Origin of the sequence: Brevundimonas sp. UYEF29, from assembly GCF_040546195.1 — a bacterium.
Lineage (GTDB): Bacteria > Pseudomonadota > Alphaproteobacteria > Caulobacterales > Caulobacteraceae > Brevundimonas > Brevundimonas huaxiensis.
The window spans coordinates 15,976-29,637 of the sequence record NZ_JBEPNH010000014.1; the positions used below are offsets into that span (position 1 = coordinate 15,976).

13 protein-coding genes and 1 pseudogene are annotated in these 13,662 nt (G+C 64.9%); 12 read left to right on the plus strand and 2 right to left on the minus strand.

What is annotated here, in order from left to right:
* Window positions 1-227: 227 nt before the first annotated feature.
* Window positions 228-968 carry an abortive infection family protein gene (locus ABIB58_RS15435; RefSeq protein ID WP_265150961.1) on the minus strand — a complete coding sequence of 247 codons (741 nt, stop codon included), beginning with the start codon at window positions 966-968 and terminating at the stop codon, window positions 228-230.
* The gene (locus ABIB58_RS15440) at window positions 965-2,338 is read right to left on the minus strand and encodes a helicase-related protein (RefSeq protein WP_354042683.1); all 1,374 of its coding nucleotides are present in this window, start codon (window positions 2,336-2,338) and stop codon (window positions 965-967) included. Before ABIB58_RS15440 ends, ABIB58_RS15435 begins: the two co-directional genes overlap by 4 nt.
* Before the next feature lie 56 nt (window positions 2,339-2,394).
* Between ABIB58_RS15440 and ABIB58_RS15445 the strand changes: the two are divergent.
* The 12 genes and pseudogenes from ABIB58_RS15445 to trbK-alt all read left to right on the plus strand — a co-directional run.
* A pseudogene (locus ABIB58_RS15445) lies at window positions 2,395-2,673 on the plus strand (S26 family signal peptidase); the annotation flags it as partial.
* A gap of 46 nt (window positions 2,674-2,719) precedes the next feature.
* A complete protein-coding gene (locus ABIB58_RS15450) occupies window positions 2,720-3,067 on the plus strand; it encodes a DUF736 domain-containing protein (RefSeq protein WP_354042574.1) in 348 nt (115 codons plus the stop codon).
* A 3-nt stretch (window positions 3,068-3,070) separates the two neighbouring features.
* A complete protein-coding gene (locus ABIB58_RS15455; protein WP_354042577.1) occupies window positions 3,071-3,832 on the plus strand; it encodes a lytic transglycosylase domain-containing protein in 762 nt (253 codons plus the stop codon).
* Window positions 3,833-4,076: 244 nt separating this feature from the next.
* On the plus strand, window positions 4,077-5,816 hold the full coding sequence (locus tag ABIB58_RS15460; RefSeq protein ID WP_024350830.1) for a relaxase/mobilization nuclease domain-containing protein: 1,740 nt from the start codon (window positions 4,077-4,079) through the stop codon (window positions 5,814-5,816).
* A gap of 25 nt (window positions 5,817-5,841) precedes the next feature.
* Window positions 5,842-7,827, plus strand: a complete 1,986-nt coding sequence (locus ABIB58_RS15465; RefSeq protein WP_024350829.1) for a conjugal transfer protein TraG — start codon at window positions 5,842-5,844, stop codon at window positions 7,825-7,827.
* A 9-nt stretch (window positions 7,828-7,836) separates the two neighbouring features.
* Window positions 7,837-8,268: a hypothetical protein gene (locus ABIB58_RS15470; protein ID WP_024350828.1), complete on the plus strand. Its 432-nt coding sequence runs from the start codon at window positions 7,837-7,839 to the stop codon at window positions 8,266-8,268.
* A gap of 217 nt (window positions 8,269-8,485) precedes the next feature.
* Entirely contained in the window at window positions 8,486-9,418 is a 933-nt protein-coding gene (gene trbB / locus ABIB58_RS15475; protein ID WP_194248571.1) for a P-type conjugative transfer ATPase TrbB, read from the plus strand.
* Window positions 9,418-9,750 (plus strand): TrbC/VirB2 family type IV secretion system protein, encoded by a 333-nt coding sequence (locus ABIB58_RS15480; protein WP_024350826.1) that lies wholly within the window; start codon window positions 9,418-9,420, stop codon window positions 9,748-9,750. Before trbB ends, ABIB58_RS15480 begins: the two co-directional genes overlap by 1 nt.
* Window positions 9,750-10,031 carry a VirB3 family type IV secretion system protein gene (locus ABIB58_RS15485; RefSeq protein ID WP_024350825.1) on the plus strand — a complete coding sequence of 94 codons (282 nt, stop codon included), beginning with the start codon at window positions 9,750-9,752 and terminating at the stop codon, window positions 10,029-10,031. The genes ABIB58_RS15480 and ABIB58_RS15485 overlap by 1 nt, the downstream gene beginning before the upstream one ends.
* A gap of 11 nt (window positions 10,032-10,042) precedes the next feature.
* On the plus strand, window positions 10,043-12,496 hold the full coding sequence (gene trbE / locus ABIB58_RS15490; RefSeq protein WP_354042596.1) for a conjugal transfer protein TrbE: 2,454 nt from the start codon (window positions 10,043-10,045) through the stop codon (window positions 12,494-12,496).
* On the plus strand, window positions 12,493-13,263 hold the full coding sequence (trbJ, locus tag ABIB58_RS15495; protein ID WP_029660577.1) for a P-type conjugative transfer protein TrbJ: 771 nt from the start codon (window positions 12,493-12,495) through the stop codon (window positions 13,261-13,263). Before trbE ends, trbJ begins: the two co-directional genes overlap by 4 nt.
* Before the next feature lie 11 nt (window positions 13,264-13,274).
* Entirely contained in the window at window positions 13,275-13,661 is a 387-nt protein-coding gene (gene trbK-alt / locus ABIB58_RS15500; protein WP_070154328.1) for a putative entry exclusion protein TrbK-alt, read from the plus strand.
* The last annotated feature ends 1 nt before the right edge of the window (window position 13,662 follow it).

The window sequence follows — 13,662 nt, forward strand, 5'->3', positions numbered from 1 at the left end:
CGCTTACTTTCCTCTAAGCGAATGGAAGGTTGTGCCGGAAGCTGCCGTTCTGCGCCCGATCGACGAACGGTGTAAGTTCGTCGGGTGCCGACAAAAACGGAATGCAGCGTCGTGGGACGAAACGGTCGTCCCCAAACAAGCGGCTGGACGTCAGCTTGTTTTGGTTCTCGCCGTTCCTGAGGCGCTCAGCTAGCGCGGCTTCCGTGTGGCGTATTTATTTCGTGTTGCTACCTCCGCGCCTGGGTGTCAGTCATCGAGTGCTCCCAGGTGGAGACAAGGAAAGTGGCCATCGTACCGGCGAGGTTGACGGCCAGTTCGGCATGGCGCCCATGGGGCTTGGCTCTTAGTGGACCTTCGCTGTGAGCATCGCTCAGCCTATTGCGTAGCGTGCCGAGAGACTCGACCACCGACTGGCAGCTGCCTAGGATGCGTTTGAATACGTCCTCGGTGTAAGCGTCAGGGGCCAGTTTCAGGGCATTTGCGATAAGGCGATAGAGAACTGGAAGGTCGGCCTTGTCATCATATCCGATGCCCTGCTTCGACAGCAGCCACTTTATCACGTCTTCGAGCAACGTCCGGGCCAACGTGATCGCGCCCTCCGGATCAGTGGCGCGTCGTTCCAATGCGTCCGTCCACCGACGATGAACAACCTCGCGATCGAAGCGGATCAGCGCGCTGGAGATGCCAGCGTCACCGGGGCTCGACTCAACGAGCAACGCATCGAGTTCGTCGTTCTGCACGTCGCGAGCGAGTTCTCCAGCGATACGCCGCACCTCGTGATCCTGCAGGCTCTGCAATCGCTTTGTGACGTAGAGGCGCTTGCTGCTCATCGCCTCGGAATCCGTCCCGGGCGCCAAGCCAAGACGCTGGCCTAGCGGGGGCAGCTCGTACGCCTTGAAATGATCCGCGATGATGCTGGCCAGCAGCATTCGAAGACGTGCGGTGCCGCGGGATGTCGATTCGCTCATGCCCGTCCCGCCATCGCCAAATCCGACAGGTTGGCCGGAGAGCCTTCAATTGGGAAGGCTAGGCTGCCCGGGGTCCAGAAGTCTGTGTGCTCGAAGTGGCTGGCATAGAAGGATCGGGAAAGCGTCGCGCGACGGCGACGACGCGAGATGGGCTCTTCCACGGCGAAGTCGTCGCCATCGAGGGCAGCGAGTTCATACCCCAATGGCAATAGTCGAGGTTGGTGGACGATCGCCTTCAATTCCTCGAGCGATAGCGCGGGACGCCCCATCTCTGGCATGTCACCCCAATCGTCCACATCGTCAATATCGACCGTGGGGGTATCGACGCTCTCGATCGTGGACGCGACCATGGCGTCGACATCGACATGCGCACCAGCCAGAGCCAGCGATCCGATTTCCCTGCTGATCGCCGAAAGGATCGGCTGAAGCCCGCCCACCATGTCCTCGAACAGTTTGATGCGGCCGGACAGCGCCAGGTACACCTCGGTCTCGACGGTGTCATGGTAGTGAAGATTCACGATCCGGATGCTGTCGAAGCGCTGGCCGAGGCGGTCGATGCGGCCGATCCGCTGCTCCACGCGCATGGGGTTCCAAGGCATGTCGTAGTTGATAAGCGAGCCGCAGAACTGGAAGTTTAGGCCCTCGGCGGCGGCGTCGGTACAGAGCAGGATGTCGCCTTTACCCTCGCGGAACCGCTTCTTGATGTCCGCCCGGGACACCGGCCGCCAGCTGCCGTCGGGCGTGCGGATCTCGCCGCCGCGGCCTGAGAAGCAGATGACCTCGCGGCCGGTCTGGTCCGACAACCAGTCACGCAGTCCGTCCATGGTGTCGGTGTAGCCGGTGAACACCATCGTCTGCTGGTAGCCCTCAGCCGCCAGCCGCGTAAGCTCGTCCTTGAGCGCGCGTGCCTTGGTGTCGATCGGCAGGCGCTGGAGATCGGCGAGAATGTCGCGGATAGCCGCGCTCTCGAGCAGGCGGCGGGCGACCTCCTCCTTCTCCTTCATCTCGTCCGTCTCGACTTCTTCGCCGCTCTCCTCGAGGTCGAACTGGTCGTCGTCGACTTGGCGGTCGAGGCGTCCCTGAAGGCTATGCGCCAGCGCAGCGAAGCTGGACGACAGACGCTTGCGGTAGATGGTCAGCACGAAGCCGATGGCGGTGCGCTGCGACTGGTCCGCATTCTGGTAGGCTGAACGGATGAAGCTCTCGACCCGCTCGTAGATGTCGCGCTCGGCCGGCTCCATGTGGATAAAGCGGTCCTGCACGTCGCGGACAGCGATACGCGCCTGGAGCTTGCCTTCGGCCTGATAGCGACGAAGCAGCGATCGAGTGTGCCGGGACATGAGCGCGGCGACAGGCGTCCAGCGCTTCATGATACGCACGGAAGCGGCGCGGTCCTCGCCGCTGAGCTGCCGCCGCGGTCCCGGGACAACGGGTTTGCCGGACCGGGCTCGCCATCACGGTCGACGGCGTGCCGATGGGCGACGCGCTCGATCGCGATCGTCGCGGGCGCCCGCTGCCCGTCTGGCAGGGCTGCCGGTTGGTCGCGAACGGCGAGCTGTTCCTGATGAACTGGCAAGTCCGCGACAGCCTCGACGGTCGCTATTTCGGCCCGCTCCCGGCCTCCGCCGTGATCGGCCGGGCAACCCCTCTCTACACCGACGAGGACGGCGATAGCCGCTTCGTTTGGCGCGCGCCGACGCGGTGACGGCGCGCCCATGCCCCTTTCCACCGCACTCTGAAGGAGACGACCCATGCCCGTGATCGGTCAATTCATGCGCGAGAATGATGGCTTCATCGGCCATCTGACGACGCTGTCGCTGCATCAGGACATCATCATCGTGGCGGCCGAGCCGTCCGATGCCGAGAACGCGCCCGACTTCCGCGTCCACGTGCTTGACACCATGAGCAACGAAACCGGCGCGGAGATCGGCGCCGGCTGGAAGCGCACCGGCGAGAAGGCCGGCGACTACGTTTCGCTGCAACTCGACGATCCGGCCTTTACCCATCCGATCCGCGCCAACCTGTTCCAGTCGGCCGACGACAAGTCCGCATGGGGACTGCACTGGAATCGACCCCCGAAGCGCGGCGAGCGGGACTGAACGATGCCCGCTGCGCGCCATCAGCCTGCCGTCGGAGGGAGGATCGCCCTCCGACGTGCAGCCCTCCTTTTCCTTTCCGGCCTGATCCTCGCCGCACCGGCCGCGAGCACTGCCAGCGCCCAGCAGGCGCAGGTCGAGCGGCCCTCACGCAGCGATCCCTATGGCGCTTACATCGCCGAGGCGTCGCAGCGGTTCGGCGTTCCAGAAGCGTGGATACGCGCCGTCATGCGCGTCGAAAGCGCAGGCGATGTGCGCGCCATCTCTTCGGCTGGCGCAATGGGCCTGATGCAGATCATGCCCGCCACCTGGGCCGAACTGCGCGTCCGGCATCGGCTCGGCGGCAACCCCTACGATCCGCGCGACAACATTCTGGCCGGCGCTGCGTATCTGCGAGAGATGCACGGCCGTTACGGTTCGCCCGGCTTTCTGGCGGCCTACAACGCCGGTCCGGGCCGCTACGAAGAGTATCTCGCAGGCCGCCCATTGCCGGCTGAAACGCGCGCCTATGTCGCGGCGCTCGCCTCCGTTGTCGGCGGCGGTGAACTCGCCGGCCCCGTCACGGTCGCGGCCGCCGATCCGCTGGCCTGGACGCGTGCGCCGCTCTTCGTCGTGCAGTCGGCTGTCAGTGGGGCTGCCGCGCCAGTGCAGTCCGAAAGCGCGCCCGGTGACACCACGGCGGCGGCCTCTGAGCGCGATCAAGGCCCGGTGGCTTCGCGCACCGATGGCCTTTTCGTTGCCCGAAGCGTCTCTGGTGGCCCGCGATGATCGCGTTCGCACCTCCTCGCACTGTGGCGTGTTCTGGCGGACAAAGGGCGGTCCGGGCAGGAGGAGCAGTCAGCACAACCGCACGATGGCGAGATAAAAGCCGGCGATGTGCGGCTTGGTGCGGTCGTGTGTTTTCAGGGGCTTATGGCGCATTTGCGCGAGGTGCACCTTGCCGGCGCAGCCTGCGCATTCGCCATTTTTCCAAGTGTTTCCTTCGCTTTGCGCGATGTGCGGAGCTTTGGCGATGAGCGGCGAGGACGATTTCCGCATCCGGCCTGGCCGCATCCGCTCGACCCGCGCGCAACAGGCACGGCCCTTCATCGCTCAGGCACTTGCGGCCGCACAGCGGGCTGGCGGCCGCGTCTCGCGATCCGGCCAGATCACCAAGAGCAATCGCTCGCGGTTCGGTCGCGGGCAGCGCGCGACAGTGCAGGCCAACCGGCTCCTGACCAGCCGGTCGCGCAACGTGGTTTTCAAGACGCGCGTCGTGCGGCACACCGCCAAGGCCGCGCCGCTTAGCGCCCACCTCAGCTACCTCAGGCGCGAGGGTGTTACCCGGGACGGGGAGAAGGCCCAGCTGTTCGGTCCCGAGACCGGAGACGCCGATCCCAAGGCCTTCGCTGAGCGAACCCAGGACGACCGCCATCATTTCCGCTTCATCGTCTCACCGGAGGACGCAACGGAGATGTCCGACCTCAGGACATACGCCCGCGACCTGATGGGGCAGATGGAAAAGGACCTCGGCACCAAGCTCGACTGGGTCGGCGTCGATCATTGGAACACCGACAATCCCCATGTCCACATCATCCTGCGGGGACGTACCGACGACAGCCAGGACCTCGTAATCTCCCGCGACTACATCAAGGAGGGCATGCGCGCCCGCGCGCAGGACCTCGTCACCCAGGAACTGGGGCCCCGCACCGAGCAGGAGATCCGTCGTAACCTCGGACGTCAGGTCGAGGCGGAACGCTGGACCGATCTCGATCGGCAGATCTCCCGCGACAGCTATCGCAGCGGCATCGTCGACCTCGCGCCACGTCCCGATCAGAAGCCTGACGAGTTCCACGCGTTGAAGGTCGGCAGGCTGCGCAAGCTGGAGACGCTTGGTCTCGCCGATCAGGTCGGTCCCGGTCAATGGGTTGTGTCGGAGACTGCGGAGAAGACTCTACGCGCCCTCGGTGAACGCGGCGACATCATCAAGCGCATCCATCGTGGCCTGACCGAGCGCGGCATCGAGCGTGGCGCCGCGAGCTATGTGCTCGCGGGCGAAAGCATCGATGACCCTGTCATCGGGCGTCTGGTCGATCGCGGTCTCGACGACGAACTGAAGGGCACGGCCTACGCCGTCGTCGACGGCACCGACGGGCGAACCCATCATATTAAGCTCCCCGATCTCGACGCGGCTGCCGACAGCGCGCCGGGTTCGATCGTCGAGCTGCGCAAGTTCGACGACGTGCAGGGCCGCCGCCGTGTCGCACTCGCTGTTCGATCCGATCTCGATATCGAACAGCAGGTCCATGCGACCGGCGCCACCTGGCTCGACCGGCAGGCTATCGCCCGCGAACCGGTGGCTCTCGGTGGAGGCGGCTTTGGCGCGGAGGTGCGGCAGGCAATGGACCGACGCGCCGAGCATCTTATCCACCAAGGGCTCGCCGAGCGTCAGACCCGCGGCGTCAGCTTCTCGCCGGGGCTGATCGAAACTTTGCGCCAGCGCGAGGTCGAAGCGCTCGGGGAGAAGCTCGCGGCCGAGACCGGCCGGCCATTCTCGAAGGCCGGAACGGGCGAGTATGTGGCGGGCACCTATCGCCAGCGCTTCGCGCTCGCCTCCGGCCGCTTCGCCATGATCGACGACGGGCTCGGCTTCCAGCTCGTGCCCTGGTCGCCGTCCCTCGAACGTCAACTCGGCCAGCACGTCTCCGGGGTCTCGCGCGGGGGCGGCGGCGTCGACTGGAGCTTCGGCCGCAATCGCGGCCTCGGCATGTAGCCCCACCAAGAAAGGAGTACCTGCCATGTCGGCGACGAAAATCCTCTGGGGGCAGATCCTCACCGTTTTCCTGATCGTGTTGATGACGACCTGGGGCGCCACGCAATGGACAGCCTACCGTCTCGGCTTCCAGCCCCAGCTCGGTCAGCCTTGGTTCGAACTGGCCGGATGGCCGATCTATTATCCCCCGGCCTTCTTCTGGTGGTGGTATTTCTACGACGCCTATGCGCCGCCGATCTTTGTCGAGGGCGCCTATATCGCCGCGTCGGGTGGCTTCATCTCCATCGCCGTCGCGATCGGCATGTCGGTATGGCGGGCGCGTGAAGCCAAGAACGTCGAGACCTATGGCTCGGCCCGCTGGGCACGACCGGAAGAGGTGAAGGCGGCAGGACTGCTCGGCCCCGACGGAGTCGTACTCGGCAGGCATGAGCGCGAGTATCTCCGCCATGACGGTCCGGAGCATGTGCTGTGCTTCGCGCCGACCCGTTCCGGCAAGGGCGTTGGCCTGGTGGTGCCTTCGCTCTTGACGTGGCCGGGGTCGGCGATCGTCCACGACATCAAGGGCGAGAACTGGACGCTCACCGCCGGCTATCGCGCACGGCATGGCCGCGTGCTGCTCTTCGATCCGACGAACGCGAAGTCGGCGGCCTACAACCCGCTGCTCGAAGTGCGCCGCGGCGAATGGGAAGTCCGCGACGTGCAGAACATCGCCGACATTCTCGTCGACCCGGAAGGCTCGCTCGAAAAGCGAAACCACTGGGAGAAGACATCGCACGCGCTTCTGGTCGGCGCGATCCTGCATGTCCTGTACGCAGAGGCCGACAAGACATTGGCCGGCGTCGCCGCCTTTCTCTCCGATCCGAAGCGCCCGATCGAGTCGACCCTCGCGGCGATGATGAAGACCGCCCATCTCGGCGAGGCCGGTCCACATCCGGTGATCGCCAGCGCCGCCCGCGAACTGCTCAACAAGTCCGATAACGAGCGCTCCGGGGTGCTGTCGACAGCGATGTCGTTCCTCGGCCTGTATCGCGATCCCGTCGTGGCCGAGGTCACCCGTCGCTGCGACTGGCGTATCGCCGACATGGTTGGAGGCAAGTATCCGACCACGCTCTACCTCGTGGTGCCGCCATCGGACATCAACCGGACCAAGCCGCTGATCCGCCTGATCCTCAATCAGGTCGGCCGTCGCCTCACCGAGGACCTGCAGGCGAAGAGCAATCGACACCGGCTGCTGCTCATGCTCGACGAATTTCCCGCCCTTGGGCGCCTGGACTTTTTCGAGAGCGCGCTCGCCTTCATGGCAGGCTACGGTCTGAAGGCGTTCCTCATCGCGCAATCGCTGAACCAAATCGAGAAAGCTTACGGTCCGAACAACTCGATCCTCGATAACTGCCATGTGCGCGTCAGCTTCGCCACCAACGACGAGCGAACTGCGAAGCGCGTTTCGGATGCGCTTGGCACCGCGACCGAAATGAAGGCCATGAAGAACTATGCCGGCCACCGGCTATCGCCCTGGCTCGGCCACCTGATGGTGTCGCGCTCGGAGACTGCACGGCAATTGCTCACGCCGGGCGAGATCATGCAGCTCCCGCCGTCAGACGAGATCGTCATGGTCGCCGGCATCCCGCCTATCCGCGCAAAGAAGGCACGCTATTACGAGGATCGTCGGCTTCAGGAGCGCATCCTTACGCCCCCCGCACTCACGAAGCCCGCAAGCGCTCGAGCCGACGATTGGAGCGCGCTCGCCATACCGGAACCTCCCGTACTGAGTGCGCCAGCTCCGGCAGATAACCTAGCCGACGACGACCCGACGGACTCCGAGCAGCGGCATCAGCCTGAACTGAGCCGCATCAAAACAGTCGAACGCAAGGCGATCGTCGACAACGAATTCGAGATCGATCCTCGCGACGACGTCGATGAGGATGCTGCGCGCCTCAGCCGCATGACGCAGACCATGCGCCAAGTCGCTCGGCAGGCATCGCTCGATCCTGGCGATGGCATCGAGCTATAGGAGGCGGGGGTGACCAAACCTTTGAAGAAGCAGCGGCTGTCGGTCTATCTCGACCCGGACGTCATGAAGGCGCTCGCAGCCCATGCTGCCCGGCGCGATCTGTCCCTGTCACTGGTAGCCGAGGCCGGTATCGCTTCATTCCTCTCGCCGGACGCTGCCGAGCGTCAGGAGGCCGCGACGACGAAGCGGCTTGACCAGCTCGACCGACGCATGGCGCGCATGGAGCGCGATCTGGGAATATCGGTCGAGACGCTCGCCGTGTTCATCCGCTTCTGGCTGACCTCCAACCCGCCGTTGCCGGAGCCGGCGCAAGTTGCGGCTCGCGCCAAAGCGTCGGAGCGCTACGAAGCCTTCGTGACCGCGCTCGGCAGACGACTCGCGCAAGGTCCGAAGCTCAGGCAGGAAATCGCGGAAGACATCCCCGCGCGCGACGCGGAATAATCACTGGTTGACGTATCACAAGTATTCGACCGTTCCGCCGTTTCCCTGTCTTTGTACGCCACAGTACGACGGCCACATGATGGTTGTTGTCACGCCATGATTTCTGCCTCTTCTACTCATCCCCGATCCAGGGCCGCCCGCGGCGGTCCCGCAAAAGAACGGGGACAGCGTGACGGCAGCTCACCAGAAATCGGAGGCGATCCTTCGCGGGGCTCGGATGCTGCGCACTGCGCTCGGCCCGGCGATCGCCACGTTTCTGGAAGACCCCGCAATCGTCGAGGTGATGCTCAACCCCGACGGGCGGCTCTGGGTCGACCGGTTGTCGGAAGGTCTCTCCGACACCGGTGAACGGCTATCTCCAGCCGACGGCGAACGCATAGTTCGACTTGTCGCACATCACGTCGGGGCCGAGGTTCATGCCGGGGCGCCCCGCGTCTCCGCCGAACTGCCTGAAACAGAGGAGCGGTTTGAGGGCCTTCTGCCGCCGGTGGTGTCCGCGCCGGCTTTCGCGATCCGGAAGCCAGCCGTCGCCGTGTTCACGCTCGATGACTATGTCGCGGCTGGCATCATGCTGTCCGACCAAGCCGAAACACTGCGTCAGGCCGTTCTTCATAGGCGGAACATTCTCGTCGCCGGCGGCACCTCCACCGGTAAGACCACGCTCACGAACGCCCTGTTAGCGGAGGTATCGAAGACATCCGATCGCGTCGTGTTGATCGAGGACACCCGTGAACTGCAATGCGCCGCGCCAAACCTGGTCGCAATGCGCACGAAGGACGGCGTCGCTTCTCTCTCCGATCTTGTCCGTTCCTCGTTGCGTCTTCGTCCCGACCGCATCCCGATCGGCGAAGTGCGCGGTGCAGAGGCGCTCGATCTGCTGAAGGCCTGGGGCACCGGCCATCCCGGCGGCGTCGGCACGATCCACGCCGGCACCGCCATCGGCGCTCTTCGCCGGATGGAGCAACTCATCCAGGAAGCCGTCGTCACGGTTCCGCGCGCGCTGATCGCCGAGACCATTGATCTGGTTGCGGTGCTCTCCGGCCGCGGCTCCTCGCGCCGCCTTGCCGAGCTTGCCCGCGTCGAAGGCCTGGGCCCCGACGGCGACTACTGCGTCACTCCAACAATTCCGTCCATCTCAGGAGACAGGTAATGATCAAGCATGCCCTGCGCATCCGCCGTCACATCGCCACGGCGGCTTCCGTCACTTTCATTTCCATAGCCCTCGCACCTGCCGCTCATGCGTCCGGTTCGTCGATGCCATGGGAAGCTCCTCTGCAGTCGATCCTCGAATCGATCGAGGGCCCGGTCGCAAAGATCATCGCGGTGATGATCATCATCATCACCGGCCTGACTCTCGCCTTCGGCGACACGTCGGGCGGAGCGCGCCGCCTGATCCAGATCGTGTTCGGCCTGTCGATCGCCTTCGCCGCGTCGAGCTTCTTCCTCTCGTTCTTCTCGTTCGGCGGCGGGGCGCTTGTCTGATGGCCGTTGGAGCGGATCATAGCGCGGACGTACCGGGCTTTTCCGTGCCGGTTCATCGTGCGCTGACCGAGCACATCCTGCTCGGCGGTGCGCCGCGCTCGCTCGCGATCCTCAATGGCACCCTGGCCGCCGCGCTTGGCTTGGGCCTTCGCCTTTGGCTGGTCGGGCTGGCGCTATGGGCGGTCGGCCACTTCGCCGCCGTCTGGGCGGCCAAACGTGATCCGCAATTTGTCGACGTCGTGCGCAAGCATCTGCGCATCCCCGGCCACTTGGCAACGTGAGGAGCCGGGCAATGATGAACCTAGCCGAATACCGCAATCGGAATACCCGGCTCGCCGACTTCCTACCCTGGGCGGCGCTCGCCGGCGACGGCGTCGTCCTCAACAAAGACGGCAGCCTGCAGCGCTCGGCCCGCTTTCGCGGTCCTGACCTCGACAGCGCAGTGCCAGCCGAGCTCGTCGCCGTCGCTGGCCGGCTGAACAACGCCTTCCGTCGCCTTGGTTCCGGCTGGGCCATATTCGTCGAAGCGCAGCGCCATGGCGCGGTGTCATATCCGGCAAGCACATTTGCCGACAGCGCTTCGGCGCTTGTCGATGCCGAGCGCAAGGCAGACTTTGAAGAAGCCGGCGCCCATTTCGAATCCAGCTACTTTCTCACATTCCTTTATCTACCGCCGGCCGAGGATGCCGCCCGTGCCGAGACCTGGCTTTACGAGGGTCGGGACCATGCCGGCGTCGATGCGCGCGAAGTGCTCCGAAGTTTTGTCGATCGCACCGACCGTATCCTCAACCTGATAGACGCCTTCATGCCGGAGTGCGTATGGCTCGATGACGCCGAAACGCTCACCTACCTGCATTCGACGATCTCGACGAAGCGCCATCGCGTCCGCGTGCCCGAAACGCCGATGTACCTCGACGCTTTGCTCGCCGATCAGCCGCTCACCGGCGGGCTGGAGCCCCGGCTTGGAGATGCGCACGTACGCATCCTCACTATCGTCGGCTTCCCGACCGCGACGACGCCCGGCATCCTCGACGAGCTGAACCGACTTGCCTTTCCCTATCGCTGGTCGACCCGAGCGATCCTGCTCGACAAGACCGACGCGACCAAGCTGCTGACAAAGATCCGGCGGCAGTGGTTCGCAAAGCGCAAGTCGATCGCCGCCATTCTCAAGGAGGTGATGACCAACGAGGCATCGGCGCTCGTTGACACTGACGCAGCCAACAAGGCCGCTGACGCTGATATGGCGCTACAGGAACTGGGCGCCGACTATGCCGGCCAAGCCTACGTGACCGCGACCATCACCGTCTGGGACGATGATCCCCGCGTCGCGGCCGAGAAGCTCCGGCTGGTGGAGAAGGTCATTCAGGGCCGCGACTTCACGGCGATGACTGAGACCATCAATGCTGTCGACGCCTGGCTGGGCTCACTCCCCGGGCATGTCTACGCCAACGTCCGCCAGCCGCCCATCAGCACATTGAATCTCGCTCACATGATCCCGCTGTCAGCGGTGTGGGCGGGACCGGAACGGGACGAGCACTTCTATGCACCCCCACTGCTTTACGGCAGAACGGAGGGCTCGACCCCGTTCCGGCTTTCCATCCACGTCGGCGATGTCGGTCATACGCTGATCGTCGGGCCGACCGGCGCCGGTAAATCGGTGCTTCTCGCACTCATGGCGCTCCAGTTCCGCCGCTATCAACAATCTCAGGTCTTCGCCTTCGACTTCGGCGGATCGATCCGCGCCGCGGCGCTCGCCATGCAGGGCGACTGGCATGATCTCGGCGGCGGTTTGACTGAGGGTTCCGAGGAGAGTGTGTCGCTCCAGCCGCTCGCCCGCATCGACGACGTCGCCGAGCGCGCCTGGGCCTCCGACTGGCTGATCGCGATCCTCTCCCGAGAGAGCGTGCCGGTCACGCCCGAGGTCAAGGAGCATCTGTGGTCGGCGCTTTCGTCGTTGGCGTCAGCGCCGGTCGCCGAGCGCACGTTGACCGGGCTGTCGGTCCTTCTCCAGTCCAATGACCTGAAACAGGCGCTGCGACCCTACTGCGTCGGCGGCCCCTATGGCCGGCTGTTGGACGCTGAGGCCGAGCATCTCGGCGAGGCGCATGTCCAGGCTTTCGAGACCGAAGGTCTGATCGGCACCGGTGCAGCGGCAGCGGTGCTCGCCTATCTCTTCCATCGCATCGAGGACCGCCTCGACGGCCGGCCGACACTCCTGATCGTGGATGAAGGTTGGCTCGCCCTCGACGACGACGGCTTCGCCGGACAACTCCGCGAATGGCTGAAGACGCTGCGCAAGAAAAACGCCAGCGTCATCTTCGCCACCCAGTCGCTCTCCGACATCGACGGCTCTGCGATAGCGCCGGCGATTATCGAGAGCTGCCAAACGCGCATCCTCCTGCCGAACGAGCGCGCGGTCGAGCCGCAGATCACCGCTATTTACCGCCGCTTCGGTCTCAACGACCGGCAGATCGAAATCCTCGCGCGGGCAACGCCCAAGCGAGACTATTACTGCCAGTCGCGACGGGGCAATCGCCTGTTCGAGCTGGGCCTGTCGGATGTGGCCCTGGCGCTGTGCGCAGCCTCATCCAAACAGCATCAAGCGATGATCGCCGACGTCCACGCCCGAAGCGGCACCGGGGGATTCCTCGCCGAGTGGCTGGCGGCCAACCGACTCGACTGGGCTGCCGACCTGATCACCGACCTCACCAACGTCAATCAACAAGACCCGGAGGCACGTCCATGACACGTCTGATTCAAACCCACAGTCGCGCACTGCGCGTGACGGCCGCACTCCTCGCGGTCCCGCTCGCACTTTCACCGGTCCTCAGCACCCCGGCTGCCGCTCAGTGGATCGTCTACGACCCAACGAACTATGCCCAGAACGTCCTCACTGCGGCGCGGACCCTCCAGCAGGTGAATCAGCAGATCACTCAGCTTCAGAACGAAGCTCAGATGCTGATCAATCAGGCGCGCAATCTTGCCAGCCTCCCGCACTCTTCGCTTCAGCAGCTTCAACAGTCGGTTCAGCGGACGCAACAGCTTCTGAGCGAGGCGCAGGGGATAGCCCTTAACGTCCAACAGATCGACCGAGCATTCCAGACCACCTATGGCAATGCCTCGATGTCCGCCTCGGATCAGGCGCTCGTCACACAGGCGCGGGAGCGCTGGCAGAACACTGTCGGTGGTCTGCAGGACGCTATGCGAGTCCAGGCGGGTGTTGTCGGCAACATCGACACCAACCGTACGGAGATGTCAGCGCTTATCGGCCAAAGCCAGGGCGCGACGGGGGCGTTGCAGGCGACGCAGGCCGGCAATCAACTGCTCGCACTGCAGGCCCAACAGCTCGCCGACCTCACCGCCGTCGTCGCCGCTAACGGGCGCGCTCAGAGCCTATCCGAAGCCGAGCGCGCCGCAGCGGCGGAACAGGGTCGTGAGCAGCGCCGTCGCTTTCTCACGCCCGGCAGCGGCTACCAGCCGGGCAATGCGCGCATGTTCCCGAACGGCAATTGAGAGGACCGACCGTGGACGGCAAATTGGTCGCTCGGATGGGCGCCGTGATTTTCGTCGCGGTTGCGGTCACCGCGACCGCGATCGAGATGTCCCGGAAAGAGGAAGTGCCTGAGGCTTGGTCGTCCGGACGAACGCCTCAAGAAACTGCGGATCCCCTGCGCGACGCGCTCATCCGCTGCCAGGCACTCGGTGAAGAAGGTCCGCGAGACCCCGCCTGCCGCCGGGCCTGGGCCGAGAACCGACACCGCTTTCTCGCGCCCGGTTCTCGTCCCGTCGAGCGCTTGCCGGACGTAGCATCACCCATCGGTGACGTCTTCAGCCCTCAACCACGAGGGACAGACGCGCAAGATCACGCGCCGACCGCGCCGAGCACGCCACAGATCAACGAAGCGCGATAGC